Below are 25567 nucleotides of genomic sequence, written 5' to 3' on the forward strand. Positions count from 1 at the left end.
TCAGGCGCAGGCGCCCTGGCTGAGGCCCTGAGCGGCATTGGCGTTGCTGCCGCCCTGGTAACGCCAGATCTTGGCCGGGTTGTCGTTGGTGCCGACCTGCACGCACCAGGCGCCGGCGGTGCCCTGGGCCACGGTGCGCGCCGTGTTGCCCGAGCTCAGCGAGCCGGTGGTGATCTGCGCGTTCGCCGTGGCGTCGGTCAGGGTCCAGGTGCTGCCGGCGGTGGCCAGGGTGACGTTGCCGGTCCCGTCGACGTAGTAGGCGGCGACCTCCTTGCCGATCGTGGTGACGTCGGACTTGGCCGAGGTCTCACGGGCCTTCGCACGCTGGTTCAGGAAGACCGGCACGGCGATGGCGGCGAGGATGCCGATGATGATCATGACGACGAGGAGCTCGATGAGCGTGAAGCCCGAGTCCTTCTTGTCCTGCGCGTTGCGGAGACGAGCGAGCATGGGTGGGAGTTCCTTCCCGGAGGACCGATCGGTGAGCCGCCCCGCCGGTCCCTCGCGGCACCTTTCGGTGCCGGCCGAGGAGAGGTCAGGGGTCCAGCGGGCTCGCGGTGAACCCCTGATGTGGCACCCACCTCGTCGGTGGGGCGCCCCTTCTCTTGCCGGTGCGGCTCGATGACACCTGATCCATCGGCCCATTCCGGACGCGGTTTAGCGTCCGCGCACAACTTCTGCCGGACGCCCGGGCCACGCCCGCAGCCCCGCGTCGAGCGCGGCCACCAGGCGCTCGAACGAGCGGTCGACGTCACGGGGCAGGCCGAACCCGCCGGCTGCCTCCAGCGCCACGAAGCCGTGCAGCGCGCTGCGCAGGGACCGGGTCGCGTCCACGGCGTCCTCCCCCTCCAGCCCGTAGCCGCGCAGCGCTGCGTACAGGGTGCCCACGGCACGCTCCCCCGCGGCCACGTGCGCCGGGTCGTCAGGGCTCGGCGCGCGCAAGGTGGCCGGATAGCGCCCCGGATGCCGGTGCGCGTACGCCCGGTACGCGCCGGCGACGGCGGCGAGCGCGTCCGGCCCGGCCCGGCCCGCCGCCGCGTCGGCGAGCTCGGCCGCCAGCTCGGCCACGGCCCGGGCGGCGAGCCGTCGGCGTACGTCGTCCAGGCCCTGCACGTGCTTGTAGAGGCTGGGCATCGCGACCCCGAGCCGCTGCGCGATCAGCGCCAGCGTCAGCTGCTCGAGCCCGACCTCGTCGGCCAGCACGGCCGCGGCCTCGACCACCCGCTCGGGCGTGAGGCCGGCCCTAGGCACGGGCGGTCGCGGCCCGCGCGAAGTCCCTGACGGCGGGGGCGACCAGCTCGGGGTACTCGGCCAGCGGGTAGTGGCCGGCGTCCTCGACGAGGAGCAGCTCGCCCCGCAGGGCGTCGGCCACCCAGCGGCCCTCCGCCGCCGGGTCCGGCCAGTCGGCGTCCCGCTCGCCCATGACGACGAGGACAGGCGCGGCCACCTCGGCGATCCGCGCCTGCACGGGCGCGTGGCTGGTGCGGGTGGTGGCGGCGAAGGCGCGCCAGGCGCCCGGGCGGCGCTGCGCGGCCGCGATGCGGGCGAGGTGGTCGGCGAGGTCGGCGGGGCGGCGCCCGGGATGGAGCGCCCGGTAGTACGCGCGCCACACCGCCGGCCCCCATGGCCGCAGCAGCGCGACCCTGAGCGCGAGGGTGACCAGCCGGCGGGGCCGGGGGTCGCGGACGAACGGCCCGGCCAGGACCAGCCCGCGGACCGCCCCCGGGCGCTCGGCGGCCGCCCACACCGAGGCGCCGGCCCCCATCGAGCTGCCCACGAGCAGGGCCGGGCCGCCCAGGTGCTCGACCAGGGCGAGCGCGTCCCGCCCCGCGGCGACGTCGTCGTAGGAGTCGAAGCCGACGTCGCTCTCCCCGTGCCCGCGCAGGTCCATCGTCGCGACGCGGAAGCCGGCCGCGACCAGCGCGGGGACGAGGAAGCGGTAGACCGAGCGGACGTCCCCCATGCCGGGCAGGCAGACCACGAGTGGCCCGTCGCCCGTCACGTCGTACGCGATGCGCCCGCCGGCGAGCTGCAGGTAGCTAGTAGTCATAGCCATGAAGCTAATACTCTTAGCCGTGGCGGTCAAGGCGCTGCTGCACCGCCCGCCGGGCCGGGCCGATCCCGACGCCGGCCACGACGAGAACGGCCAGCGCCGCCAGCACCGCCCCGAGGCCGGCCCGGTCGAGCCCGTCCGCGAGCACCCCCTGCAGCCGGCCCGCCGCCTCGACCACCGGGTCCCCCTGCAGCTCGCCCCGCAGGACCCGCAGCTCGTACCAGCCGTAGTAGGCGACGTAGGCACCGGACAGGACGGCGACCGCACCGCCGGCACGCGAGACGTACGGCGCGGCCGCCCGCATCCGCCGGACGAGCCAGGACCGGGCCTGCGCCACCGCGACGGCGGCCGTCGCCACCACGGCGCCCATGCCGAGGGCGTACGCCAGGAAGAGCGCCCCTCCCTCGAGCAGCGACCCGGCACGCAGGCTGGAGACGACGATGGCGAGGAAAGGGCCGACCGTGCAGCCGAGGGAGGCGCCGGCGAACGCGACGCCGAGCACTACCGTGGCGGGGAACGAGCCGTCGACCCGCGGCGCCCGCCGGGCCACCAGGGCGCGCACGCCGAGCCCGCGCCCGAGCAGCAGCCAGCCGCCCAGCAGCACGCAGCCGACGCCGAGCGCGACCGTGAGCCAGGGCAGCCGCTGCTGCAGCGGCCCGGCCACCGGCCGCAACGCGAGCCCGAAGAGGGCGAACGCCCCGACGAACCCCAGGGTCATCGCCCCCGCGAACCGCAGCGCCCGGCCCGTCACGGCCGCCCGGGAGCGCCCGGGCGCGTCGGCCAGCACCAGCGAGAGGTACGCCGGCAGCAGCGCGAAGCCGCACGGGTTGAGCGCGGCGAGCATTCCGGCGGCAGCCGCGAGCGCGAGCGGGACGTCGGACATTCCCGTGCCCGGGCGCTCAGCCGGCCAGCCGGGCCAGACGGCCCGCGATCTCGTCCGGCTCGAGCGGGCCGCGGAACACCACCTGCCCCGTCACGTCGAGCAGCACGAAGGTGCTCTGCTCGGCCACCTCGAAGCGCTTCCAGATCTCGCCCGGCTCGTCGGACAGGTGCGGGATCGACGAGACCTTCGCCATGTCGACGAAGCCCGGCAGGTTCTCCGCCGAGTCCAGGCCGGCGACGCCCACGATGTTGACCTCCGGATGGGCCGCCACCGCCTCCCGCACGGCGGGGGCCTGGCGCAGGCAGGTCGGGCACCACGGAGCCCAGAACCACAGGGCGGCCGGCCGGCCGCGCAGCGAGGCGCCGGAGAACGGGGCCCCGTCGAGCGTCGTGGCGGCGAAGTCGAGCGCGTCCCCCGCAGTCCCCTCGGTCCCGGCCGGGACGTCGCCCGGCGCAGGGGGCGACGAGACCGCACCGGGCACGGCGGCCTCAGCGGCCGCCGTGCCGGCCGCGCCCGGCGCGGGCTCGGCCGATCCGCCGCAGCCGGGCAGGACGAGCGCGGCTCCGAGGGCGAGCAGGAGCAGGGGCCGACGCGACACGGGTCCTCCAGGGCTGCCGTCATTGGTCCGGCCCATTGAGCGCCCTCGCCCCGCCCCGGGGGAAGCGGTCCCGTCCTTACGGCTCGGTGACGTCGCAGATGCCGGGATCCCGGCAGGCCGACGTCGGCCCCTCCGGGCTGTGGGAGCCGGTCACCCGCCGGGACCGCAGCGCGTTCCACGCGAAGGTGCGCGAGGCCGGGGAGCCGGTGCCGCGGACCACACGAGCCCGAGCCGGCTGGTGAGCAGCGCGTTCACCCCGCGCAAGGTTTCCGCACCGGAGCCGGAGACCCGGCGACCGTCGACGGCCTGCTGGCGGACGTGCGGGCCAGCGGGACCGTCGACGGCATGCGCGGCCTCGCCGACCCCGTTCCCGTGAACGTCATGCCCGGCTGGTCGGGGTACCCGAGGACGAGCGGCCTCGCTTCCGCGCCTGGTCGACTCGATCGCGTCACGCGGGCCGGACGGGGCCGGGGCGACCGCGCCCTGGGGGAGCTGGTCGACGAGCTGGCGGCCCGCCGAGGCGCCGACCCCGCGGACGACCTGCTCTCCGCGCTCGTCGGGCCCCGACGTCTTCTGACAGCCCGACCGCTTCGGCGTCTTCCGAGGCGACGTGCGCCACCACATCGGCTTCGGCCACGGCATCCACGTCTGTCTGGTCGCGCCGCTCGCCCGCCTGCAGCCGCGCGTCGTGATCGAGCAGCTGGCCAGCAGCTGCCCGGCCTGGCCCTGCTCGCGGACCCGGCGCAGCTGGGCGCGCAGAGCCCCCGCCTCGTGGAGCCGCCGCCGCGCGTCAGACGGGCCGGGCCGCGTCAGCCCGCCTCGGCGCCGGTCGCCACCGGCCGCCCGGGCAAGGTGGCCCACTGCGACCAGGACCCGGGGTAGAGCGCGACGTCCTCGTGGCCGGCCACAGCCAGCGCCACGATCTGCGAGGCCGCCGTCACCCCGGAGCCGCAGTAGACGCCGACCGGGCGGCCCGGCTCGACCCCGAGGCCGGTGAACCGCGCGGCGAGCTCGGCCGGCGGCAGGAACCTGCCGTCGGCCGCGAGATTGTCCAGGTACGGCGCGCTGACCGCGCCCGGGATGTGGCCGGGCTTCGGGTCGACCGAGGCCACCTCCCCGCGGTAGCGCTCGGCTGCCCGGGCGTCCAGGAGCAGCCCGCCCTCCGCCACGAGGCGCGCGGCACCGTCCGCGTCGAGCGTGGGCAGCCGCCCCTCGCCCAGCGTGACGTCGCCGGGCTCCGGGGCCGGTGCCCGGCCGGTCTCGAGCGGAAGCCCCGCCGCCCGCCAGGCCGGCAGGCCACCGTCGAGCAGGCGTACGTCGGGGTGGCCGGCCCAGCGCAGCAGCCACCAGGCCCGGGCCGCCGCGCCGCTGCCCCCGTCGTACACGACGACGGGCACACCGGACCGCAGCCCCCAGGAACGCGCGGCCTCCTGCAGTGCCTCGGGCGCCGGCAGCGGATGGCGGCCGACGCCCTCCCCGGCCGGCGCGGACAGCTCGGTGTCCAGGTCGACGTAGACGGCGCCGGGCACGTGGCCCGCCTCGAACTCGGCGCGCCCGGGCGGCCCGCCGAGCGCCCAGCGCACGTCGAGCAGGTGCAGGGCGCCGCCGGCCGAGACAGCGTCGGCCAGCTCGCTCACCGGGATCAGCACGCTCATGTGCGCATCGTCGCACCGCGGGCTCAGCGGCCCACCCGCAGATCGCTCGCTCGCAGGACCAGGTGCAGCGGTTGACCGTCCAGCTCGCGCGCCCCCTCGGCGGCCGTCACCCCCAACCGCTCGGCGAGCCCCGGCCCGGTCGGCTCGAGGCGGCCGGTGCCCGAGACCAGGTCACCGGCGCGCAGGTGGGCCCGGGACTCGTCGCCGCCGGTTCGCAGCTGCACCCAGAGCCGGGCCGCCTGCCCCGGCATGCGGCGTACCTCCGGTGGTGCCGCTACCCAGAAGCCCTCGTCGGCCGGGACAGCGAGCACCTCGGCGCCGGCCAGCCGGACCACCCGGTCCTCGGCCGACGGGGCCGGCGAGGAGAGGCTCCGCGGAGCCGCCGGCCGCGGCTCCTCGGCTGCACGCACCGCGGCGTAGCCCACGACGGCGGCGCCGGCGGCCACGGCTGCGGACGCGACCGCGGCCTGCGGGCGCAGCATCCTGCGGGCCAGGGACCGCCACCACGAGGGGGGCGGCCCGCCGGCGAGCGGGGCGGCGCCGGGGACCAGCCAGCCGGCGGGGAGGCGGCGCGCGCTCAGGGGCTCGGCGAGGCGGGCGCACGTGCCGCACTCGGCCAGATGCCGCATCGCCCCGGTCTCCCGCATCCGGCGGCGGTCGGCCGCCGACAGCGCCAGCAGGACGGGGCGGCAGCGCGCCGTCGGCAGCTCGGCCCGTTGCACGGCGAGGACGTAGTCGACGCGCAGCCGGGAGCGCGCCCGCGCCAGCCGCGCCGCCAGCGCCCCGGGCGAGGCGTCCTGCTCGGCCGCCAGGTCGGCGAGCGCCTCACCCTCGACGTCGTGCCGGAGCAGCGCCTCCTGGTCCCGCCGCGGCAGCCCCGCGATCGCGGCGGAGAGCATCCGCGCCCGGTCGGCGCGCTCGGCCTGCTCGGACGGGGAGGGTGGCTCCGGCGGGCCGGGCATCCGCTCGTACGCGCGCTGGGCCGCCGCCCCGGAGCGCAGCCTGGACAGAGCCAGGTTGCGAGCCGTCACCAGCGCGAAGGACTGGACGGCGACTCCGGAATCCAGCCGCTCCCGTGCCGTCCACGTGCGGACCAGTGCCTCCTGGACCACGTCCTCGAGATCGACCTGCGCGCTGCGGTCGCGCAGGTACCCCGCCAGGAACGAGCGCAGCCGTCCTGCGAGGTCGTCGACGGCCTGCGCGCCCCAGTCCTGCTCCGTCATGTTTCGTCCTGCCGCCGTGCCTGCCTCGCCACCTGCCCGGGCGCCGGGCCCCGCACACACGTCAGCGGTGCCCCGGGAATCCCCGGGGCACCGCTGGTCGTCGCCGTACCGGCTAGCGGCGCGTGGGCGCGTCGACGTCGCCCTCGAGCTCGATGCGCTCCTTGCGGACGTCCTCGGTGACCTGCTCGTTCGTGGTCTCGGACTCGACGTCGAGGCGCACCCGCTCCACGGGGACGGCCTCGGTCGTGACGACCGGGCGCTCAGCGTGCAGCACGACCTCGTGCTCCTCCTCGCTGATCGCGGGGCCCGACGTCGCGCGGTCGTAGTTCTCGTCCGTGATGGGCTCGGTGACGAGCGTCGCGCGCTCGCTGCGCACGGGGACGGTGACCGTCTCCTGCTCGGTCTCGACCCACTTGCGCAGCCGCGCACGGCCGGCCGCGACCGTCTCGGTGCCGACGCGGACGCGCTCCTCCGAGCGAGTCATCGCGTCGTCGGTGTTCGGCCCGGACGTGTCGTGCCCCACCGTGCCGGCGGTCTCGTACGTTCCCGTGCCCGCCCCGGTGTAGGTGCCGGTCGTCGTCTCCGTGCCGACCGTGCCGACCGTGCCGTCGGTGTAGCCCGCGGCCTCCTCGGCGTAGCCGGCCGTGCCGGCCTGCTGCACCCCGTAGTAGCGGAAGAGCTCGGCCTCCTCGGCCTCGGACAGGTGCCCGGCCTCCGGGTCGACGTTCGGGGCGTCCTTGATCTGGTCCTTGGTGTACGGCACCCGGACCTCGTCCGCGCTCGTCGTCGCCTCGGCGAGCGGCACGAAGGTCTCCTTCGTGCTGAACAGGCCGGTGTGCACGGTCAGCCACTCAGGCCGGCCCGTCGCGTCGTCGAGGTAGACCTGGCCGATCTTGCCGATCTTCTGGCCGTCACTGCCGTAGAGGGTGCCGCCGATGACGCCGGTCAGGTCGTCGGTTCCGATCATGAGATGCCCTTTCTGCGATTCGATACGTCCGGCTCTGCGGCGACGGCCGCGCCTCCGCGGGACTCCGGGCACCGTCGCGCCCTCCCTCACGGGAGCTCGCACGGGTGGCCCTGGGTCGCGCAATGACGGGGTGTGGGGCGGCGGGCTGCTGCCCGGCCACCGTGTCCGCTTCCCTGCAGGGCGTCCCCCGCGCAGCGGTCGTCGCAACGAAAGGACAGATCCCCGGTCACGCACCTGCGAAAACTGGAAAGAACCGGGCGAATCTTGCGTCATGGCCCGACGGTCACGTCGTTGTGCGCGCAGTTGTCACACAACGTGTCTCCCACAGTGTGTCCCCGTCAGGACGGAGGAGCCGGCCCACCCCGAGAACGGGATGGGCCGGCTCCATGCACGACGACGACGTGCCGATCATCACAGCGGTCACAGCCGGAAGCTGGACACCAGCCGTCCGAGCTCGTCGGTGAGCGCGGCCAGCTCGGAGGCGGTCCGCTGCGCCTGGCCGGCGCGCTCGTCGGTCGAGGCCGCCGCCAGCGCGACGTCCGCGATGCCGGTCGCGATCTCGCTCGCGGCGTCCCGCGTGCCGGCCATCTGCTGCTGCATCCCGGCGGTGGTCGCGGTCTGCTCCTCGACCGCCCCCGCGATGTTGGTCTGGTAGCTGTCGATCGACGCGATGACCTCCCCCATGCGGTTCATGGCGGACGTCACCTCGCCGGTCTCCTCCTGGATCGCGCACACCCGCCGGCTGATGTCGTCCGTCGCGCGCGCCGTCTCCGTGGCCAGCTCCTTGACCTCGTTGGCGACCACCGCGAACCCCTTGCCGGCCTCGCCGGCGCGGGCCGCCTCGATGGTGGCGTTCAGCGCCAGCAGCTTGGTCTGCTCCGCGATCGACGTGATCGCCTTGACGACCTCGTCGATCTGCGCGCTGGAGGAGGCGAGCTTGCCGACCGTCTCGGTGGTGTGCTCGACCGTGCGGACCGCGTCCCCCGCGATCGCGGCGGCCTCTGCCGCGTTCCGGGAGATCTCGGTGATCGAGGAGGACATCTCCTCGGCGCCCAGGGTGAGCTCGTGCACGTTGGAGCGCACGTCCTGCGCCGCGCCCTCCGCCCGGGCCGCATGCTCGGCCGAGCGGTTGGCGGCGCGGCCGAGGTCCTCGGCGATGCGGCCCACCTGGGCACCGCTCGCCTGCAGCTTGGCCGCCACGTGGGCGACGCCCTCGACCGTCACCGCCACCTTGGCGACAAAGGCGTTGAAGGCGCGGGCGAGCTGCCCGGCCTCGCCGGGCTCGTCCTCGTCGAGCCGGGCGGAGAGGTCGCCGTCGCCGTCGGACACCGCCCGCAGCCGCTCGTGCAGCCGCTCGAGCGGTCGGGCCATGCGGGCACCGACGGCGAGCGCGACCAGCGCCGCGACGACCGCGACCAGCAGGGCGGCGAGGACGAGGGAGCCGATGAGGCCGCGCGTGCCCGCGGCCACGTCCTCGTCCACCGCGGAGAAGTCGCTGTCCTGGGAGTCGACGAGGATGACCCAGTCCCACGGCGCGTAGTAGCTCACCCGGAGGGTGTGGCCGCCGGTGTCGGCGTGGCGGTAGGGCACGGTCGCGAGCTGGCCGCCGGTCAGCTGCGCGCCCTTGGCCACGGCCTCGGCGAGGTAGGCCTTGCCGTCGGCGTCCGTGACCTCCAGCGGGTCGGTGCCGTCCGGCCAGGTGCTCATCATGACCTTGCCCCGGCGGTCGCCGGTCCCGCCGACGATCGCGACCGTGCCGTGCTCGCCGGCCTTGGCCTGCATGAGGGCCTCGCGCAACGTGGGGATGCTCTCCTGCTTGACCCCGACGTACAGCATGCCGACCACCCGGCCGCGCGCGTCCTCGAGCGGCTGGTAGACCGCGGCGTAGTAGCTGTCGACGACGAAGGCGACGCCGCGGAAGGTCTTGCCCGAGGTGACCGTCGAGACGACGGCGTTCGGCTTCCCGTCGGCCCCGAGCGCGGGGATGTACGTGCCGATGGCCCGCTTGCCGTCCTTGCCCAGGACGTTGGTGGCTACCCGGAGCATGCCGCCGTCGGGCATGCGCTGGAAGATCGTGGCCGTGCCGCCGACCAGCCGCTTGACCTCGTCGACGACAGCGGTCGCGCGGCCCGCGTCGGTGTTCTGGCCCAGCCAGGTGGCGCCGGCGAGCGCGCGCGGCAGCGTGACCCGGGTCTGCTCCTGGGTGACCTGGTTCTTCGCGCTCCACGAGACCGACCCGCCGCCGGTGCCGAAGCCGCCCGCGCGGGCAAGAACGTCGCTCGCCACGGCGAGGTCGTTGTCGAGCTTGACGCCGGTGAGGTCGCCCTGGGTCGAGACCACGTCGTAGACGCCGTCGGCGACCCGGTCGAGCTGCTGGTCGGTCAGGCCGGCGACCTCCTCGCGCACGTCGGCGCCCATCCGGCCGGCCTGCAGCGCGCCGAACCCGGTGAGCACCACCGAGGTCAGCACGGTCCCGCCGACGAGAAGTGACGTGACACGGAAACGGGTCCCGCGTCCGGTGCGGGGGACAGGCAAGGTGCTCATGGTCCGGGTTCTCGCCTTCTAGAGCTATTGCCTGAAGCACTAGCACGGGGGCGTCACCCGGCCGGCCCAATGCCGGCCCACTGGCGGCGGATGGCGGTCCGATGCCGCTCTAATGAAGGTGTGCGCCTCCTCCGCCCGCTCGCGCTGCCCGCGCTCGTCGCCCTCCTCGCCGCGGGCGCACCGACGAGCGCGCAGGCACGGCCGCCGGCGCCGCTGCCGCTGGAGGGCCGGCGCATCGTGCTGGACCCCGGTCACAACGGCGACAACGCGCTGCACCCGGAGGTCACCGGCCGGCCCGTCGACGCCGGCGGCTTCTCCAAGCCCTGCAACACGACCGGGACCGCGACGGACGCCGGCTACCCGGAGCACGCCTTCGCCTTCGACGTCGCCCGCCGGGCCGCCACCATCCTGCGTGGGCTCGGCGCCACGGTCAGCCTCACCCGCCCGGACGACAGCGGCGTCGGCCCGTGCGTGGACCGGCGCGCCCGCATCGCCAACGAGCGGCGCGCCGAGGTCGTCGTCTCCATCCACGCCGACGGCGCGTCCTCCCGCGCCCGCGGCTTCCACGTCATCGAGCCCGGCCTCGCGCCGGACAGGGGCAACCTGCGCGTCCTCGGCGCGTCCGACGAGCTCGCCCGGGCGCTGCGCGCGTCCTTCGGCGGCGTGACGGGGCTGCCGCGCGCGACGTACGCCGGCGGGCTCCGGGAGCCGGGCCTGGCCCGCCGGTCCGACCTGGCCGGGCTCAACCTCGCACGGCAGGCGGCGACGCTGGTCGAGTGCGGCAACATGCGCAACTCCAGCGATGCGAGTTTCCTGAGCTCGGCTTCAGGTCGCGGCAAGGCTGCACGCGGGATCGCGGAAGGCGTGCTCGCCTATCTGACGACCGGCTCCTAGCGCGGGAGCCGTGACACGCCGACATCGTCAAGTCCTGCGCTGTCCCCGGCAGCAGAGTGGGCGCGAGCTCCTGGGCCCACACCTTGTAGACGGCCTCGCCGGAGAAGGCCGCACCGAGCACGAGGAGCAGGTTGAGCGCACGAGAGCGTCGTGTCCCGCGCGGCCCCTCGCATCGCCCCGTCAGAGCAACGGCCACAGTGCGGTCCACACCTGCTCGGCCGCGCCCACCAGAGGGCCGGCCTCGCGCAGCTCGGCGGGGACTAGCCGGGGCGGGAGGTCCCGGCGGAAGGCCATCAGCCCCGCGAGGTACGCCGCCTCCAACGCTCCGGGCGCGGCCTCGAGCAGGTCCGTCGCCAGCCCGTCGAGGATGACCAGGTCGGGGTCGAGCGCGTTGACGAGGCCGGCGACGCCGCGGCCGAACGTGCCGGCGATCTGCTCGGCGGCGGCGCGGGAGGCGGCGTCGCCGCTGCGCGCCCTTCGGAGCACCCGCTGCCCGTAGCTGATGGGGTTGGCCGGTGGGGCAGCGCCGAGCAGCCGGGCCAGGGCGGTCCCGTCCACGGCGATCCCCCAGCAGCCGCGGGCGCCGCAGGGACAGGTGAGCTCGGGGTCGCCGAACGGCATGTGGCCGAACTCGCCCGCGACGCCGCGCGCGCCGCGCACCAGTCGCCCACCGTCGAGCACCGCGCCGCCGAGCCCCGCCTCGATGCGGACGTGGATCGCGAGCGCGGCGTCCACCGCAGCCCCGCGGCGGCCTTCCGCGAGGGCCGCCAGCGTGGTGTCGTTGTCCGCGACGATCACCTCGGCGCCCGGCCACACGGCGTGCAGGTCGACCGCGTGCCAGTCGAGGTTCGCCGCGTCGAGGTACCTGCCCTCCAGAACCGTGCCCGGCGCGGAGACACCCAGCCCGCGCACCCGCCCCTCGAAGCGGGCGCGCAGCTCCCCGACCGCCTGCGCGACGGCGGGCAGCACCGCCTCGACCCGACCGGTGTGCGGCTCGGCGACGGTGGCCAGCGCGGTGCCGCCCAGCTCGACCGCGTCCAGCCGCCAGGACTCGTGGGTGATGGAGAGGGCCAGGACCACCGGCCCGGCGGGGTGCGCCACCAGGTGGCGCGTGGGCCGGCCGCGCGAGCCGCTCGGCGGCGCCGGCCGCTCGGTGAGCAGTTGCGCGGTCACGAGCCGCCCCACCAGCTCGGTCGCCGCCCCGGTCCCGAGCCCGAGCCGCCGCGCCGCCTCCGCCCGGGTCAGCCCCGGGTCCGCGTGCACGGCCTGCAGCAGTGCCAGCGCCCGTCCCTCGATCCGGCTCACGACCGCCTCCATAAAGCTCGTGGAGGGAGTTTAATGGGAGGGTGCTCTCCCCCGCCGCCCCGACAGCTCCTCCTGCCGTCCCGCTCCCCCGCCTGCCGGTGGGGATGCTGACCCTGCTCGGGGCCACGATCTTCGCAGCGCTGACCACCGAGATCCTCCCGGTGGGCCTGCTGTCGGAGATGGGGGCGGACCTCGGGGTGCCGGAGTCGCGCGTCGGGCTGCTCGTCTCGGTCTACGCGGTGGTGGTCGTCGTCGGCTCCATCCCGCTGACGGCGCTCCTGGTCCGCTGGCCGCGCCGGACCGCGCTCGTCGCGGTGCTGCTGACGTACGCGGTCAGCAACCTGCTCGTGGCCTCGGCGGCCGGCTTCTGGGCGACCCTGGTCGCCCGGGTGCTCGGCGGCCTCGCCCACGCCGGCGTGTTCTCGATCGTGGTGGCGCTGGCGGTGACCGCCGCCCGCCCGGAGCAGGCCGGGCGCGCCATCGCCTACGTCAACGCCGGGAACGCGCTGGCCCTGAGCTTCGGCGTGCCGCTCGGCACGTTCCTCGGCACGGCGGTGGGCTGGCGCTGGGCGTTCACCCTGGCCGGCGCGGGGCTGCTGGTGCTCGCCCTGGGCGCGGCCCGCATGCTGCCCGCCGCCCCGGCACCGTCCGCGGCCGGCCCCGCCCTGTCGATCGGGGCCGCCCTGCGCCGGCCCGCGCTGCTCGTGGTGGCCGTGACCATCATGGTCTTCACCCTCGGCCACTACACGGCCTACACGTACATCAGCCCGCTGCTGCGGAACGCCGGGGTGCCGGAGGCAGCGCTCGGGGCGGCCCTGCTCGCGTACGGCGTCGGCAGCCTGCTCGGGCTCTCGGCCGCCGCCGCCCTGGCCGACCGGCGGCTGCGCCCCGGGCTGACGGGGGCCTTCGCGCTCACGGTGGCCGCCCTCGTCGCGCTCGGCGGGCCGGCGTCCTCGCCCTGGGCGGCCACCGCGGCCGTGTTCGCCTGGGGTGTGGCCTTCGGCGCTCTCCCCACCCTGCTGCAGACCGCGGCGCTGCACGCCACGCCGGGCAGCCCCGACCTCGCGCCCAGCGTCGTCAACAGCAGCTGGAACGTCGGCATCGCCAGCGGCGGCCTGCTCGGCGGGCGGGTGCTCGAGGCCGCGGCCCCGCCCGCCGTCGCGTACGCCGGGGCCGGGCTCGCCGCCGTGGGGCTGGCGCTACTGGTCGCGCCGGCCGCACGGCGGCGTACCGGTCAGCGGGTCGCGGCCACCCGGTAGACCGTCCCCATGGTGTCGTCGCCCACGAGCAGCGACCCGTCGGGCAGCTGGGCGAGGCCGACCGGGCGGCCGTAGACCCCGGTGCCGTCGGCCGTCAGGAAGCCGGTGAGAAAGTCCTCGACCGCGACCGGCGTGGTGCCGTCGAACCGGACGCGCACCACCTTGTAGCCGGCCGGCTGGCTGCGGTTCCAGGACCCGCGCATGGCGACGAACGCGTCTCCCCGGTAGTCACGCGGGAAGGACGCACTCGTCGAGAAGAGCATCTGAAGTGGTGCACTGTGTGCCTGGTAGGTCAGCGCAGGCGCCTTGGTGGCGGCGCAGAATCGCGACTTGGTGAAAGGGGTCGGCTGGTTCGGGATGTAGGGGTCGACCTGCTTGTCCGCGAAGCACCACGGCCAGCCGTAGTTCGCCCCCCGCTCGATGCGGTTGAGCTCCTCCGGCGGCTGGTCGTCCCCCCGCCAGTCCGAGCCGTGGTCCATGCCGTAGAGGGCCCGGGTGCCGGGCACCCAGCCGAACCCGATGGTGTTGCGCAGGCCCTTCGCGTAGATGATGCGGCCCTTGCCGTCGAGCGGCATGCGCAGAATCGTCGCGTTCTCGGGGTTGGTGTCGTCACAGGCGTTGCAGGTGCTGCCGACCGTGACGTAGAGGTAGCCGTCCGGCCCGACGGCGAGCGTGCGGTTCGGGTGCTGGCCGGCGTCGGGAAGGTCGTCCACGATCGTGCGCAGCCGGCCGATCGTGCCGGCGCCACGGAGCGGGGCGGTCAGGATCTTCTTGTCGGTGGCGAGGTAGAGCACGTTCTCGTGCACGGTGATCCCGTTGACCCGCTTCAGCCCGTGCGCCACGCGGACGGTCCGGTCCGCGTCGCCGTCGCGGTCCGTGTCGAGCAGGGCGATCACGTCGCCGGTCTGCCGCCGGGTCGCATAGACCGTGCCGTCCGGGCCGACGGCCAGGATGCGCGGGTTGCCGAGGCCGGCGGCGTACTCGGTGACCGTGAAGCCGGCGGGGACCGTCAGCTTGCCGGGCACCTCCGGCCCGTAGGGAAGGCGCTCGGGCTCAAAGATCGTGCCGTCCGGCGGGGGCGGGGGCGGCTCGGCGGCGCCGGCGGGCGCGAGGCCGGCCAGGGCGGGCAGCAGGGCGAGGACCGCTCCCGCGCCGACCCCGCGTCGCATCCAGGACCGCTTCTCGCGGCGTACGTGCACGTCAGCTCCGTCTCCGCCGACGCCGGGCAGTCGGCTCACCCGCCGCGTACCCGCGCCCCGGCCCAGTCACACGCCGAGGTGCCGCACCGGCGGGAGTCCGGGAGCATGGGGGCGTGCCCCGCACGCCCGGACCCCCGACCGACCGAGCGCTCGAGGAGGCGATCCTCGCGCTGCTGGAGGCTCGGGCCGACGGCTCGACGATCTGCCCGTCGGAGGCCGCCCGGGCAATCGGCGGCACCGAGGACTGGCGCGACCTCATGGAGCCCGTCCGGTCCGCCGCGCGCCGGCTCGCCGCGGCCGGGCAAGTCGTCGTCACCCAGCGCGGCGCCGTCGTCGACCCGGGCACGGCGCGCGGGCCGGTCCGCATCCGGCGGGTACGCCCCGGCTGACGCCGCCGCCGGGGCTCAGGTCGCCGCCACCCGGCGCATCTCCGCGGCGAGCGCCGGGTTGCGCTCGTCCAGCCGCGCGATGATCTCCGCCCGCACGTCGGCGGGCTTGTTCTGGCTGAGCTTGGCCCGCGCGTCGAACCGGTCGACGCGCAGGCGCAGCCCGACCGTGCCCCTGGCCGCCCGGCGCGTCCCCGCCTCGTCCTCGGCCAGCGAGCGGCCGCCGGCGTGGTGGTGCTCGAAGTGCTCGGTGAGGTTGCAGAGGACGGCGTAGTTCTCCTCCTCGTCGAGGGTCTCCGGCGTCCCGTAGAGGTGGGCGGTGACGTGGTTCCACGTCGGGACGAGCTCGCCGGGGGCGTACCAGCTCGGGGAGATGTAGTCGTGCGGCCCCTGGACGATGACGAGCATCTGGTGCCGCCCGAGCTCGTGCGCGACCTCGTCCGGGCGGCCGAAGTGGCTGAGGAGCGTGATCCCGTCGGCCGTCTCGTCCAGCAGCGCCGGGTAGTGCGAGGCGACGAGCCCGCCCGCCGTGGAGCTGACGAAGGTCGCCCACGGGTTCTCACGGACGAGTCGCTTCACCTCCTCGGGGTCGGTGAGCAGGAACCTCGGGGTGTGGCGCATCAGCTCGATCTCCTGTTCTGCCGGGTGCGGACGGCGCTGCGGGCGCACGCGACGACGGCCAGGCCGCCGGCCGCGGTGGCGGCGCTCAGCTGCTCGTGCAGGAGCAGCGCCGCCCAGAGGATGCTCAGGACCGGCTGCACCAGCTGGACCTGGCTGACCTGGGTGATGGGCCCGATCGCGAGCCCTCGGTACCACGCGAAGAAGCCGAGGTACATGCTCACGGCGGAGAGGTACGCGAAGGCGAGCCACTGCAGCGCGGTCCCGGACGGCGCCGCCTGGGCGACGGAGGCCCCGGTGAGCACGGTCATGAGCGGCGCGGCGAGCAGCAGCGCCCACGACACCGTCTGCCAGGCGCCCAGCTCTCGGGCGAGCAGCCCGCCCTCCGCGTAGCCGACGGCGGCGGCGAGCACGGCGGCGAACAGCAGCAGGTCCGCCCGGTGCAGCACCCCGAGGCCGCCGTTCTGCACGGCAGCGAACGCACCCACTGCGGCGGCCCCCAGCGCCGCGAAGGCCCAGAAGGCGCCCGGCACCCGCTCACGGCCGCGCAGCACGCCCATCACCGCCGTCGCGGCCGGCAGCAGGCCGATGACGACCGCGCCGTGCGCGGCCGGCGCCTCCTCGAGCGCGTACGCCGTCAGCAGCGGGAAGCCGGCCACCACCCCGCCGGCGACCACGGCGAGCCGCAGCCACTGCCGGGCCGCCGGCAGGCGCTGCCGTGTCACGGCCAGGACGACGGCGGCCAGCGCGGCGGCCACGACGGCCCGGCCCGCTCCGACGAACAGCGGCGAGAGCCCGTCGCCGGTCGCGTACCGGGTGAACGGGACCGTGAACGAGAAGGCCGTGACCCCGACGAGGCCCCAGGCGAGCCCGGGTCGCTGCGATATCACGACCGGGCTAGGGCCGATAGCGCTACTCTGTACTGACATGGCTGACGATAGCGCGGCGCGGATCGTCGCCGCACTCCGTTTATGGGTGGCCGACGCCCCCGCCGGGACGCGCCTGCCCTCGAGCCGCGCCCTCGTGGCCGAGCACGGGGCCAGCCCGGTGACCGTCCAGCGCGCGATCCGGCAGCTCGTCGGCCTCGGCCTCGTCGAGACCCGGCCCGGGGTCGGCACCTTCGTCAGCGCGTCGGGGCCGTCGCGGCCGGCGGACTACGGCTGGCAGACCTCGGCACTGGGCCCGCGGACCGGACGCGCTGCGCTCTCCTCCACGCAGCGGGCGTCGCTGCCCGACGCGATCGGGCTGCACTCGGGCTACCCGGCCCGTGAGCTGCTGCCCGAGCGCCTGGTGCGCGCGGCGCTGTCCCGGGCGGCCCGGGCCGAGACGGCGCTGACCCGGTCCCCCGTCGCCGGCCTGCCCGAGCTGCAGGCGTGGTTCGCGGCGCAGACCGCGGTCGGCGCACCCCCCGGGGGCGCGCCCGCCCCGCGCGACGTGCTCGTCGCGGCGGGCAGCCAGAGCGGTCTCAGCTCGGTCTTCCGGGCGCTGGTCGGCCCGGGCCGGCCGCTGCTCGTGGAGTCCCCCACGTACTGGGGCGCGATCCTGGCCGCCGAGCAGGTCGGGGTCACGCTCGTGCCGGTCCCGAGCGGGGCGCACGGGCCCGACCCGGACGAGGTGGACCGTGCCTTCGCCCTGACCGGCGCCCGGGCCTTCTACGCGCAGCCGACCTTCGCCAACCCCGCCGGCACGCAGTGGCCCGCTGGCACCGCCCGGGCGGTGCTCGACGTCGTGCGCGCCCGGGGCGCGTTCCTCGTCGAGGACGACTGGGCGCACGACCTGGCGATCGACGCCGAGCCCCGGCCGCTCGTGGGCCAGGACGCCGACGGCCACGTCGTCTACCTCCGGTCGCTGACGAAGAGCGTGTCGCCGGCCCTGCGCGTGGCCGCGGTCGTCGCCCGCGGCCCGGCCCGCGAGCGGGTCCTCGCCGACCGCGCCGCCGAGACGATGTACGTCAGCGGCGTGCTCCAGGCGGCCGCCCTGGACGTCGTGACCCAGCCCGGGTGGGCCGGCCACCTGCGCGCCATGCGGCGCCAGCTGCGCGACCGCCGGGACCTGCTCGTCGCGAGCGTGCGCGAGCACGCCCCGCAGCTGCACGTCGAGCACGTGCCGGCAGGGGGCCTGAACCTCTGGGCCCGGCTGCCGGACGGCACGGACGTCGAGCAGCTCGTCCGCGAGGGCGAGGCACGCGGCGTCCTCGTCGCCCCCGGCACCGAGTGGTTCCCCGCCGAGCCGTCCGGCCCGTACGTCCGGCTCAACTTCGCCGGCGAGGACCCCAGCCGGTTCCCCGAGGCCGCGGCCCTGCTCGGCGCGGCGCTGAAGGCCGTGGTCTAGCCGCTCTCAGTCGGTGCCGGACTCGATCGCCGCGGCGTCCAGCAGCTCGGTGCCGCCGGTGTCGCGCGTGCCCGCCGCGATGGCGGTGGCGCCGCCCTCGCGCAGGGCGCCGATGAGGTCGGTGGATGCCCCGCCGGCCAGCGTCGGGCCGCCGCCCACCAGCCCGAGCCGGGCGTACTGCTCGAGCTTGGACCGGGAGTCGGCGATATCGAGGTTGCGCATCGTCAGCTGGCCGATGCGGTCGACCGGCCCGAACGCAGCCTCCTCCGTCCGCTCCATCGACAGCTTGTCCGGGTGGTAGCTCAGCGCCGGGCCGGTGGTGTCCAGCAGGGAGTAGTCCTCGCCGCGGCGCAGCCGCAGCGTGACCGAGCCCGTCACCGCGGCGGCCACCCAGCGCTGCAGGGACTCGCGCAGCATCAGCGACTGCGGGTCGAGCCAGCGGCCCTCGTAGAGCAGGCGCCCGAGCCGGCGGCCCTCCGCGTGGTAGATCGCGATGGTGTCCTCGTTGTGGATGGCGTTCACCAGGCGCTCGTACGCCGCGTGCAGCAGCGCCATGCCGGGCGCCTCGTAGATCCCCCGGCTCTTGGCCTCGATGATCCGGTTCTCGATCTGGTCGGACATGCCGAGCCCGTGCCGGCCGCCGATCGCGTTCGCCTCGAGCACCAGGGCGACCGGGTCGTCGAAGCGACGGCCGTTGACGGCGACCGGACGGCCCTGCTCGAACGTGACCGTCACGTCCTCCGGGGCGATCTCGACCGCGGGGTCCCAGAACCGCACGCCCATGATCGGCTCGACGATCTCGATGCCGGTGTCGAGGTGCTCGAGGGACTTGGCCTCGTGCGTGGCGCCCCAGATGTTCGCGTCGGTCGAGTACGCCTTCTCGACGCTGTCGCGGTAGGGCAGGCCGCGCGCAGCCAGCCACTGCGACATCTCGGTCCGGCCGCCGAGCTCACCGACGAAGTCGGCGTCGAGCCAGGGCTTGTAGATGCGCAGCGAGGGGTTCGCGAGCAGCCCGTACCGGTAGAACCGCTCGATGTCGTTGCCCTTGAAGGTGGAGCCGTCGCCCCAGATCTGCACGTCGTCCTCGAGCATCGCGCGCACCAGCAGCGTGCCGGTGACGGCGCGGCCGAGGGGCGTGGTGTTGAAGTAGGCGCGGCCACCGGACTTGATGTGGAAGGCACCACAGGCCAGCGCGGCGAGCCCCTCCTCCACCAGCGCGGAGCGGCAGTCGACCAGCCGGGCGACCTCCGCGCCGTACGCGGCCGCCCGGCCGGGGACCGTCTCGATCTCCGGCTCGTCGTACTGCCCGAGGTCGGCCGTGTAGGTGCACGGCACCGCGCCCTTCTCGCGCATCCAGGCCACGGCGACGGACGTGTCGAGGCCACCGGAGAAGGCGATCCCGACACGGGAGCCGACGGGGAGCGAGGCGAGCACCTTGGACATGACGCCATTGTATGCACTCCCCTGTATGGCTATGCAGGCGGGTCGCTGGGGCGTCCCTGCGGACGGCGGCCAGGCCCCCTGGACGCGTCCGGGGGGGGCGTGCAGCCCTCGCACGCACGCCGCGCCGCTCCGCGCTCGACGAGGTGGCCGGCGTGCGCACTACACGGGCATCCTCGCCCGGCCGAGACACGACCAGATCGCAGCGATGGACGTGTGCGGGGCCGGGCTCGAGCGCGTCGGGCACGAGATCGTCGGCCGGCAGGAGCCGACCCGGCCGGCGTGGCACCGACGCACCGGTCGACCGCGAGCCCACGAGGACTGTTTGCACCCGCCCTCCTACGGTATGTAAAGCTGCACTTCGGCCGGTGGCACCGGGCCGTTCGCGTCCAGACAGGGGCGTACCTGACCACTGTTCCGCGAGCAAGAGCCGAGGCACATGAGCCAGCACGAGGCGCCCTGTTGCCCCCCGCGAGCACGTCGGCCCCTCCGCGGGAGGCCCGACGTGGACGGCAGCGCCCAGACGGCCCCTCCCGCCCGCAGCCGGCCGACGACGACGCCGCGCCCGCCGCAAGGAGCTGCACGCATCCGCGGCGCGGGGCCCGTCCCGCTGCGCGGTGACAGGCCCGGGCTTCGGGGAATGTGGCTGCAGGCCCACGACGTCGACCAGGGAGGCTGACATGGGCAGGGACGCCAGGCACGCGGGGCGGTGGCTCGAGCACGGCACCCTCTCCACCGACAGCTGGCGGGAGCCGCCAGGCGGTACCGACGAGCGGATGACCCCGGACGTGGCCCTGGACTGCGGCTGGGGGCGCCTCATCTTCGGCCACACCTTCGCCGACCAGTCCCAGGTCCTGCAGCTGCTGCGCGTGGAGGAGCCGGGCCACCGCGACATCTGCGTGTACGCCAGGGACCCGCACGTGCTTGTCCACCGCGCACCCGACGAGGTGTTCGTGGATCCGTCGTTCACCTATCGGCTGTGGCTGCACCGCTACATGCAAGCGCCGCTCGGTGAGGCCCCGCTCAGCGTGCGCGCCGTCACGAGCCTGGCCGACGTGCAGGAGATCAACCGCATCTACGCCTCCTGCGGCATGATGACCGCCGACATCGAGCAGGTCTGGCAGAACCAGCACGGCCGCACCTTCACCTACCTGGTCGCGACCGACGACCGGACCGGCGAGATCGTCGGGACGGTCACAGGGGTCGACCACGTGCGAGCCTTCGGCGACCCCGAGCGCGGGGCCAGCCTCTGGTGCCTCGCGGTGGACCGGCAGGCCAGCCTGCCGAACGTCGGCGAGGCTCTGGTCCGCGCCCTCGCCGAGCGCTATCGGGCACGCGGCCGGGCGTACATCGACCTCTCGGTGCTGCACGACAACGTCCGGGCCATCCGGCTCTACGAGAAGCTCGGCTTCGAGCGCGTGCCGGTCTACTGCATCAAGCGCAAGAACCCGATCAACGAACGGCTCTTCGCTGCTCCCCCGGACGACGGGTACGAGCGGCTCAACCCGTACGCCCGGATCATCGCCGACGAGGCACGGCGTCGGGGCATCGTCGTGGAGGTGCTGGACCCGGAGTGGGGCGAGCTGCGCCTGTCGCACGGCGGGCGCAGGGTCGTCACCCGGGAGTCACTGTCGGAGCTGACGTCGGCGGTCGCGTTGAGCCGGTGCGACGACAAGCAGGTCACCCGGCGCATCCTCGCCCGCGAGGGGCTGCGTGTGCCGCGCGGTGCCCTGGCGCGCGGCGACGAGCAGGACGAGGCGTTCCTGAGGGACGTCGGCCGGCTGGTCGTCAAGCCCGTCCGCGGTGAGCAGGGGCGTGGGATCACCGTCGGGGCCTCGACGCCGGCGGAGCTGCGGGAGGCGGTCGAGCTCGCCCGGTCCTTCTGCCCGGAGGTCCTGCTCGAGGAGCTCGTCGAGGGCCAGGACCTGCGCATCGTGGTCATCGGGCACCGGGTGGTCGCAGCGGCGGTACGCGTGCCCGCGCGCGTGTTCGGCACGGGGCGCCACACCGTCCGCGAGCTCATCGAGGCCCAGAGCCGGCGCCGGGCGGCGGCGACCGGGGGCGAGTCCCGCATCCCGTTGGACGGCGGGACCGTCGACACCGTGCGCGAGGCCGGCTACGACATGGACTCCGTGCTCGCCGAGGGGGTCGAGCTGGCCGTGCGGCGGACCGCGAACCTGCACACGGGCGGGACCATCCACGACTGCACCGCGCGGCTGCACCCGCACCTGCGCGACGTCGCCGAAGCCGCGTCGCGCGCTCTCGACGTCCCGGTCACCGGCCTGGACCTGCTCGTGCCCCGGGTCGATGGCCCGGACTACGTCATCATCGAGGCCAACGAGCGCCCCGGGCTGGCGAACCACGAGCCGCAGCCGACCGCCGAGCGGTTCGTCGACCTGCTCTTCCCGTCGACCTCGGCCATCCCGGTCCGGGGCCGGTCGGCCGACCTGCGCTCGCACGACCACGCGCCCCGGTGAGCCCTCCGCCGTCGCCCGGGGCTGCCGGCGTGCCGGGCCTACCGGGCCTACCGGCCTGTTAGGCCTACCCGGCCGCAGCTATGCCGGCTCGTCCATCCAGTCGGCGGCCTGATCGACGACCGGGCCTGGCACCACGTGGCCGCCGTCGAACTCGTGGTACGTCACCGCGTACCCGTCGCCCTGCAGCCGGGGCACCAGTCGGCGGCTGCACACGTCGACGGGCAGCACCTCGTCGCGCGTGCCGTGGGAGACGAAGACGCGAGGCCGTCCGTGCCGCACCAGAGGAGCGGCGAAGCCCGGGGAGAAGGCGACGACGGAGTCGAAGACGTCGCCGTTGCCGATCCCGAGCGACAGGGCGTAGGACGCGCCGTCGGAGAACCCGGCGACCGTGAGGCCGGTGACCGCGTACCCGTCCGTGACCTGGTCGAGCAGGCGGTCGACGCGTTGCACGTCGGGGCCGTAGCCGCCGATGATGACGTCCCAGGTCGCGTGGCGGGACTTCGGAGCGAGCAGCAGGAGCCCGCGCTCCTCCGCGACCGGCAGCAGCAGGTCGAGCCCGTGCCGGGCCGAGCCTCCCGCGCCGTGCAGGAGGAGCACGAGCCGGACCGGCCGCTCGGCGGCGGCAGCCGGCACCCACCCCAGCGCGAGCTCCCCCGAGCCCCCGTCGCCCAGACGGAGGAGCCCACTCCGCGCCGGTTGAGCGACCGGTGGGCGCGCCCGGAACGCCAGCCGCCCGTGCCGCGAGTTGTCCACCGGGCGCTGGTGGGCGTCGCCCGGCTCCAGAGCGCTCACGTGGTGCCTCCCCGATGCCGAGCCGCCGCTGCGCCGGGTTCTTCCCTCCGGTCCGTCCGCTACCCGGGGAATGCGCCGACCACGTGCCCGGTTGCAGCTCAGGCAGGGTAGATGGGGGCGATGTCCCCGGGTCTCATGAAGGACCGCCGTCGCGTCGTCAGCTCCGCCGGCGCTCGCGTTCGGCCACTCGCCGCGAGGCGACTCCCGCCATCGGCCCCGCCTCGGACCACGAAGGCCTCCGGCAGCGCCGCCCCGCTGCCGTCGAGGCCTTCGTGCGTTCCGGGGAGGCCCACCGGCCGGCTCATTTGATCAGGTCGAAGACCCCGAAGATCGGCATGTAGAGCGCGATGATCATCGACCCGATGACGCCGCCGAGCACCGCGATCATCAACGGCTCGATGAGGCTGGTCAGCGACTCCGCCGTCGCCTCGACCTCCTGGTCGTAGAAGTCGGAGATCTTGTGCAGCATCGTGTCGAGCGCCCCGGTGTCCTCGCCGACCACGAGCATCTGCACGACCATCGGCGGGAAGACGGAGTGGCGCTCGAGCGGCCTCGCCAGCGACTCTCCACGGCGCACGGCCTCCGAGACGTCCGTGACCGCACGCTGCAGCACGACGTTGCCCGCGGTCGAGCCGACGATCTCCAGCGACTGCAGGATCGGGACTCCGGAACGCATCATCGTGCCCAGGTTGCGGGTGAAGCGGCTCAGCGCGATCTTCTGCGACAGCTTCCCGAAGATCGGCAGCTTGAGCTTGATGGGGTCGAGGACGTTGCGCACCTGCGGCTTGTGCTTCACCTTCGGCCAGGTGAACAAGGAGACGATGCCGGCCAGGACCAGGGCGGGCGCGACCACCTTCAGCGCCGAGGAGAGGAAGACGAGCGCCTTGGTCGGCGCGGGCAGCTCACCGCCGAGATCGCTGAACATGTTGGCGAAGACCGGCACGACGAACAGCAGCATGCCGACGACGGCGAGGATGGCGATCACGAACACGACGACCGGATAGGTCATCGCCGACTTGATCTTGCCGCGGAGCTTGACCTCGGCCTCGTAGTTCTCCGCGATCTGCAGGAGCACCGAGTCCAGGAAGCCGCCGACCTCACCGGCCCGGCACATGCTGACGAACAGGGGCGGGAACGCGTTGGGGTGCTTGGCCAGTGCCGAGGAGAGCGAGATGCCGGACTCGATGTCGGCCCGCACGAGGCCGAGGACGCGGGCGAGCTCCTGGTTCTCGGTCTGGGAGGACAGGATGTCGAGTGCCCGCAGCAGCGAGAGCCCGGAGTTGATCATCGTCGCGAACTGCCGCGACATGACCGCGAGGTCCTTGAGCGTGACGCGCTTGCTCAGGCCGGGGATCGACAGCTCCTTCTGCAGCCCGGAGCCGGACTTCTTGACGCTCACCGGCGCGTAGCCCTGCGCCCGCAGCTTCGCCACGACGGCGGCCTGCGACTCGCCGGTCAGCTTGCCCTTGACCATCTGCCCCGAGCGGTCGCGGACGCTGTACTCGAACGTTGCGGTGGATGCCATCGCTGCTGCCTCCTCAGGCCCGGCCTGCGAGGCGCTTGAAGTCCTCGACGTTGTGGCACTTCTCGAGCGCCGTGTCGTACGTGACGGTCCCCTGGCGCACCAGCTGCGCGAGGGACTGGTCGAGCGACTGCATGCCGTGCGCGGCACCGGCTTGCATCGCGGAGTAGATCTGGTGCGTCTTGCCGTCGCGGATCATGTTGCGGACCGCGGGGGTGACGACGAGCACCTCCGCGGCAACGGTGCGGCCGGCGCCGTCCGCCCGCTTGACCAGCGTCTGGCAGACGACGCCCTGCAGCGCGCCGGCCAGCTGGGTGCGGACCTGCTGCTGCTGGTGCGGAGGGAAGACGTCGATCAGCCGGTCGATGGTCTGTGCGGCGTCCTGGGTGTGCAGCGTCGCGAGCACGAGGTGGCCGGTCTCGGCCGCGGTGAGGGCCACGCCGATGGTCTCCAGGTCGCGCAGCTCGCCGACGAGGATGATGTCCGGGTCCTGGCGCAGCACGTGCTTGAGCGCGTCCTGGAACGACTTGGTGTCCTCGCCGACCTCGCGCTGGTTCACCAGGCAGCGCTGATGGCTGTGCAGGAACTCGATCGGGTCCTCGACGGTCATGATGTGGTCGCTACGGGTGCGGTTCGCCAGGTCGAGCAGCGCGGCCAGCGTCGTGGACTTGCCCGAGCCGGTCGGCCCGGTGACCAGCACGAAGCCGCGCTCGAGGGCCGCGAAGCCGGCGACCGCGGGCGGCACGTTCAGCTGCTCGAGCGGGCGGATCTGGAACGGGATCGTCCGGAAGACCGCGCCCAGCGAGTCGCGCTGGCGGTAGACGTTGACGCGGAAGCGGGCCCGGCCGGGCATGCTGTACGCGAGGTCGAGCTCCAGCGTCTCCTCGAGCCGCTCGCGCTGACGCTGGGTGAGGATGCCGTAGACCGCCTGCTGCAGCACGGCGGGCTTGAGCACCGGCTGGCCCTCGATCTGGCGGAGCTCGCCGTCGACGCGCAGCGCCGGGCGCGCGCCGGCCGTGAGGTGCAGGTCGGAGGCTCCCAGGTCCAGGGTCGCCACGAGCAGGGCGCCGAGGTCGAGCGTCTCGGCCCCGGACGGCGCGGCGTGCCGTCCGGCGACTGCGGGCACCTCCCCGTGCCGCCGGGAGAGCGGCGTGGGCGCCTGCTCCTCGGCGGCTGCCTCGTCCGGGACCGCGTAGAACGCGTAGGGAGACGTCCCCGTCTGCGCGCGCTGGTCCACGCAAGGCCTCCTGACGCCGGCTGCCCCCGGGCCGGCGGCAGGTCTCCCCTCCTGATCGGCCGATGCGCTGCCGGGTTGAGCGGCAGGAAGGCGGCAGGAAGGCGGCAGGAACGCGGCAGGAACGCGGCAGGAACGCGGCAGGGACGCGGCAGGAACGCGGCAGGAACGCGGCAGGAACGCGGCA

The 25567-nt window shown here is 74.8% G+C and carries 23 protein-coding genes; 6 read left to right on the plus strand and 17 right to left on the minus strand.

The window, feature by feature from the left end; translation table 11 throughout:
* The 5 genes from G9H72_RS22420 to G9H72_RS12225 all read right to left on the minus strand — a co-directional run bounded on the left by G9H72_RS22420 (window position 1) and on the right by G9H72_RS12225 (window position 3534).
* Complete coding sequence (locus tag G9H72_RS22420; protein ID WP_166171374.1) at window positions 1-450, minus strand: prepilin-type N-terminal cleavage/methylation domain-containing protein; 450 nt, start codon at window positions 448-450, stop codon at window positions 1-3.
* A 207-nt stretch (window positions 451-657) separates the two neighbouring features.
* Complete coding sequence (locus tag G9H72_RS12210) at window positions 658-1251, minus strand: TetR/AcrR family transcriptional regulator (protein ID WP_166171376.1); 594 nt, start codon at window positions 1249-1251, stop codon at window positions 658-660.
* A complete protein-coding gene (locus tag G9H72_RS12215) occupies window positions 1244-2050 on the minus strand; it encodes an alpha/beta fold hydrolase (protein WP_166171378.1) in 807 nt (268 codons plus the stop codon). The genes G9H72_RS12210 and G9H72_RS12215 overlap by 8 nt, the downstream gene beginning before the upstream one ends.
* 19 nt (window positions 2051-2069) lie before the next feature.
* Window positions 2070-2936: a cytochrome c biogenesis CcdA family protein gene (locus tag G9H72_RS12220; protein ID WP_166171380.1), complete on the minus strand. Its 867-nt coding sequence runs from the start codon at window positions 2934-2936 to the stop codon at window positions 2070-2072.
* 16 nt (window positions 2937-2952) lie between these two features.
* Window positions 2953-3534 (minus strand): TlpA family protein disulfide reductase, encoded by a 582-nt coding sequence (locus tag G9H72_RS12225; protein ID WP_166171382.1) that lies wholly within the window; start codon window positions 3532-3534, stop codon window positions 2953-2955.
* Between the two features lie 98 nt (window positions 3535-3632).
* Here G9H72_RS12225 and G9H72_RS12230 point away from each other — a divergent pair, with 98 nt between their 5' ends.
* A complete protein-coding gene (locus G9H72_RS12230) occupies window positions 3633-3776 on the plus strand; it encodes a hypothetical protein (protein ID WP_166171384.1) in 144 nt (47 codons plus the stop codon).
* Window positions 3777-4343: 567 nt separating this feature from the next.
* Here the strand turns inward: G9H72_RS12230 and G9H72_RS12235 are convergent.
* The 4 genes from G9H72_RS12235 to G9H72_RS12250 all read right to left on the minus strand — a co-directional run bounded on the left by G9H72_RS12235 (window position 4344) and on the right by G9H72_RS12250 (window position 9923).
* The gene (locus G9H72_RS12235; RefSeq protein WP_166171386.1) at window positions 4344-5189 is read right to left on the minus strand and encodes a sulfurtransferase; all 846 of its coding nucleotides are present in this window, start codon (window positions 5187-5189) and stop codon (window positions 4344-4346) included.
* Window positions 5190-5212: 23 nt separating this feature from the next.
* Complete coding sequence (locus G9H72_RS12240) at window positions 5213-6412, minus strand: RNA polymerase sigma factor (protein WP_166171388.1); 1200 nt, start codon at window positions 6410-6412, stop codon at window positions 5213-5215.
* 112 nt (window positions 6413-6524) lie between these two features.
* Window positions 6525-7379 (minus strand): DUF2382 domain-containing protein, encoded by an 855-nt coding sequence (locus tag G9H72_RS12245; protein WP_166171390.1) that lies wholly within the window; start codon window positions 7377-7379, stop codon window positions 6525-6527.
* Between the two features lie 420 nt (window positions 7380-7799).
* The gene (locus tag G9H72_RS12250; protein WP_166171392.1) at window positions 7800-9923 is read right to left on the minus strand and encodes a methyl-accepting chemotaxis protein; all 2124 of its coding nucleotides are present in this window, start codon (window positions 9921-9923) and stop codon (window positions 7800-7802) included.
* A gap of 120 nt (window positions 9924-10043) precedes the next feature.
* Between G9H72_RS12250 and G9H72_RS12255 the strand changes: the two genes are divergently transcribed.
* Window positions 10044-10817 carry an N-acetylmuramoyl-L-alanine amidase gene (locus G9H72_RS12255; protein ID WP_331272235.1) on the plus strand — a complete coding sequence of 258 codons (774 nt, stop codon included), beginning with the start codon at window positions 10044-10046 and terminating at the stop codon, window positions 10815-10817.
* A gap of 180 nt (window positions 10818-10997) precedes the next feature.
* On the opposite strand, the gene G9H72_RS12260 is transcribed toward G9H72_RS12255, so the two are convergent.
* Complete coding sequence (locus tag G9H72_RS12260; RefSeq protein WP_331272236.1) at window positions 10998-12122, minus strand: ROK family transcriptional regulator; 1125 nt, start codon at window positions 12120-12122, stop codon at window positions 10998-11000.
* 41 nt (window positions 12123-12163) lie between these two features.
* Between G9H72_RS12260 and G9H72_RS12265 the strand changes: the two genes are divergently transcribed.
* The gene (locus G9H72_RS12265; RefSeq protein ID WP_166171398.1) at window positions 12164-13381 is read left to right on the plus strand and encodes an MFS transporter; all 1218 of its coding nucleotides are present in this window, start codon (window positions 12164-12166) and stop codon (window positions 13379-13381) included.
* Here G9H72_RS12265 and G9H72_RS12270 read toward each other — a convergent pair.
* On the minus strand, window positions 13357-14580 hold the full coding sequence (locus G9H72_RS12270) for a PQQ-dependent sugar dehydrogenase (protein WP_331272237.1): 1224 nt from the start codon (window positions 14578-14580) through the stop codon (window positions 13357-13359). The genes G9H72_RS12265 and G9H72_RS12270 overlap by 25 nt on opposite strands.
* 113 nt (window positions 14581-14693) lie before the next feature.
* Here G9H72_RS12270 and G9H72_RS12275 point away from each other — a divergent pair, with 113 nt between their 5' ends.
* Entirely contained in the window at window positions 14694-14969 is a 276-nt protein-coding gene (locus tag G9H72_RS12275) for a DUF3253 domain-containing protein (protein ID WP_166171400.1), read from the plus strand.
* 15 nt (window positions 14970-14984) lie between these two features.
* Here G9H72_RS12275 and G9H72_RS12280 read toward each other — a convergent pair whose 3' ends face one another.
* Together G9H72_RS12280 and G9H72_RS12285 are read right to left on the minus strand one after the other, a co-directional pair.
* A complete protein-coding gene (locus G9H72_RS12280) occupies window positions 14985-15587 on the minus strand; it encodes an FMN-binding negative transcriptional regulator (protein ID WP_166171402.1) in 603 nt (200 codons plus the stop codon).
* Complete coding sequence (locus G9H72_RS12285) at window positions 15587-16513, minus strand: DMT family transporter (protein ID WP_166171404.1); 927 nt, start codon at window positions 16511-16513, stop codon at window positions 15587-15589. The genes G9H72_RS12280 and G9H72_RS12285 overlap by 1 nt, the downstream gene beginning before the upstream one ends.
* Here G9H72_RS12285 and G9H72_RS12290 point away from each other — a divergent pair.
* The gene (locus G9H72_RS12290; RefSeq protein WP_166171406.1) at window positions 16512-17915 is read left to right on the plus strand and encodes an aminotransferase-like domain-containing protein; all 1404 of its coding nucleotides are present in this window, start codon (window positions 16512-16514) and stop codon (window positions 17913-17915) included. The two genes, G9H72_RS12285 and G9H72_RS12290, sit on opposite strands and share 2 nt — an antisense overlap.
* A gap of 6 nt (window positions 17916-17921) precedes the next feature.
* Here the strand turns inward: G9H72_RS12290 and argG are convergent, their stop codons facing one another.
* Complete coding sequence (gene argG, locus G9H72_RS12295; RefSeq protein WP_166171408.1) at window positions 17922-19358, minus strand: argininosuccinate synthase; 1437 nt, start codon at window positions 19356-19358, stop codon at window positions 17922-17924.
* 677 nt (window positions 19359-20035) lie between these two features.
* Between argG and ngg the strand changes: the two genes are divergently transcribed.
* Window positions 20036-21832 carry an N-acetylglutaminylglutamine synthetase gene (gene ngg / locus G9H72_RS12300; RefSeq protein WP_166171410.1) on the plus strand — a complete coding sequence of 599 codons (1797 nt, stop codon included), beginning with the start codon at window positions 20036-20038 and terminating at the stop codon, window positions 21830-21832.
* 78 nt (window positions 21833-21910) lie between these two features.
* Here ngg and G9H72_RS12305 read toward each other — a convergent pair whose 3' ends face one another.
* From G9H72_RS12305 to G9H72_RS12315, 3 genes are all read right to left on the minus strand, one after another.
* Window positions 21911-22624: an alpha/beta hydrolase gene (locus G9H72_RS12305; protein WP_231126899.1), complete on the minus strand. Its 714-nt coding sequence runs from the start codon at window positions 22622-22624 to the stop codon at window positions 21911-21913.
* Between the two features lie 301 nt (window positions 22625-22925).
* Window positions 22926-24149, minus strand: a complete 1224-nt coding sequence (locus G9H72_RS12310) for a type II secretion system F family protein (RefSeq protein ID WP_166171412.1) — start codon at window positions 24147-24149, stop codon at window positions 22926-22928.
* A 13-nt stretch (window positions 24150-24162) separates the two neighbouring features.
* Window positions 24163-25383 carry a type IV pilus twitching motility protein PilT gene (locus tag G9H72_RS12315; protein ID WP_331272239.1) on the minus strand — a complete coding sequence of 407 codons (1221 nt, stop codon included), beginning with the start codon at window positions 25381-25383 and terminating at the stop codon, window positions 24163-24165.
* Between the last annotated feature and the right edge of the window lie 184 nt (window positions 25384-25567).

It is taken from the genome of Motilibacter aurantiacus (assembly GCF_011250645.1).
Taxonomy (GTDB): Bacteria; Actinomycetota; Actinomycetes; order Motilibacterales; family Motilibacteraceae; genus Motilibacter_A; species Motilibacter_A aurantiacus.

Excerpts from the sequence above, each read along its gene's own strand:
- G9H72_RS22420 (WP_166171374.1), bottom strand. The coding sequence starts at position 450 with ATGCTCGCTCGTCTCCGCAACGCGCAGGACAAGAAGGACTCGGGCTTC.
- G9H72_RS12215 (WP_166171378.1), bottom strand. The coding sequence starts at position 2,050 with ATGACTACTAGCTACCTGCAGCTCGCCGGCGGGCGCATCGCGTACGAC.
- G9H72_RS12220 (WP_166171380.1), bottom strand. The coding sequence starts at position 2,936 with ATGTCCGACGTCCCGCTCGCGCTCGCGGCTGCCGCCGGAATGCTCGCC.
- G9H72_RS12230 (WP_166171384.1), top strand. The coding sequence starts at position 3,633 with ATGCCGGGATCCCGGCAGGCCGACGTCGGCCCCTCCGGGCTGTGGGAG.
- G9H72_RS12235 (WP_166171386.1), bottom strand. The coding sequence starts at position 5,189 with ATGAGCGTGCTGATCCCGGTGAGCGAGCTGGCCGACGCTGTCTCGGCC.
- G9H72_RS12240 (WP_166171388.1), bottom strand. The coding sequence starts at position 6,412 with ATGACGGAGCAGGACTGGGGCGCGCAGGCCGTCGACGACCTCGCAGGA.
- G9H72_RS12245 (WP_166171390.1), bottom strand. The coding sequence starts at position 7,379 with ATGATCGGAACCGACGACCTGACCGGCGTCATCGGCGGCACCCTCTAC.
- G9H72_RS12250 (WP_166171392.1), bottom strand. The coding sequence starts at position 9,923 with ATGAGCACCTTGCCTGTCCCCCGCACCGGACGCGGGACCCGTTTCCGT.
- G9H72_RS12280 (WP_166171402.1), bottom strand. The coding sequence starts at position 15,587 with ATGCGCCACACCCCGAGGTTCCTGCTCACCGACCCCGAGGAGGTGAAG.
- G9H72_RS12290 (WP_166171406.1), top strand. The coding sequence starts at position 16,512 with ATGGCTGACGATAGCGCGGCGCGGATCGTCGCCGCACTCCGTTTATGG.
- G9H72_RS12285 (WP_166171404.1), bottom strand. The coding sequence starts at position 16,513 with ATGTCAGTACAGAGTAGCGCTATCGGCCCTAGCCCGGTCGTGATATCG.
- argG (WP_166171408.1), bottom strand. The coding sequence starts at position 19,358 with ATGTCCAAGGTGCTCGCCTCGCTCCCCGTCGGCTCCCGTGTCGGGATC.
- ngg (WP_166171410.1), top strand. The coding sequence starts at position 20,036 with ATGGGCAGGGACGCCAGGCACGCGGGGCGGTGGCTCGAGCACGGCACC.
- G9H72_RS12310 (WP_166171412.1), bottom strand. The coding sequence starts at position 24,149 with ATGGCATCCACCGCAACGTTCGAGTACAGCGTCCGCGACCGCTCGGGG.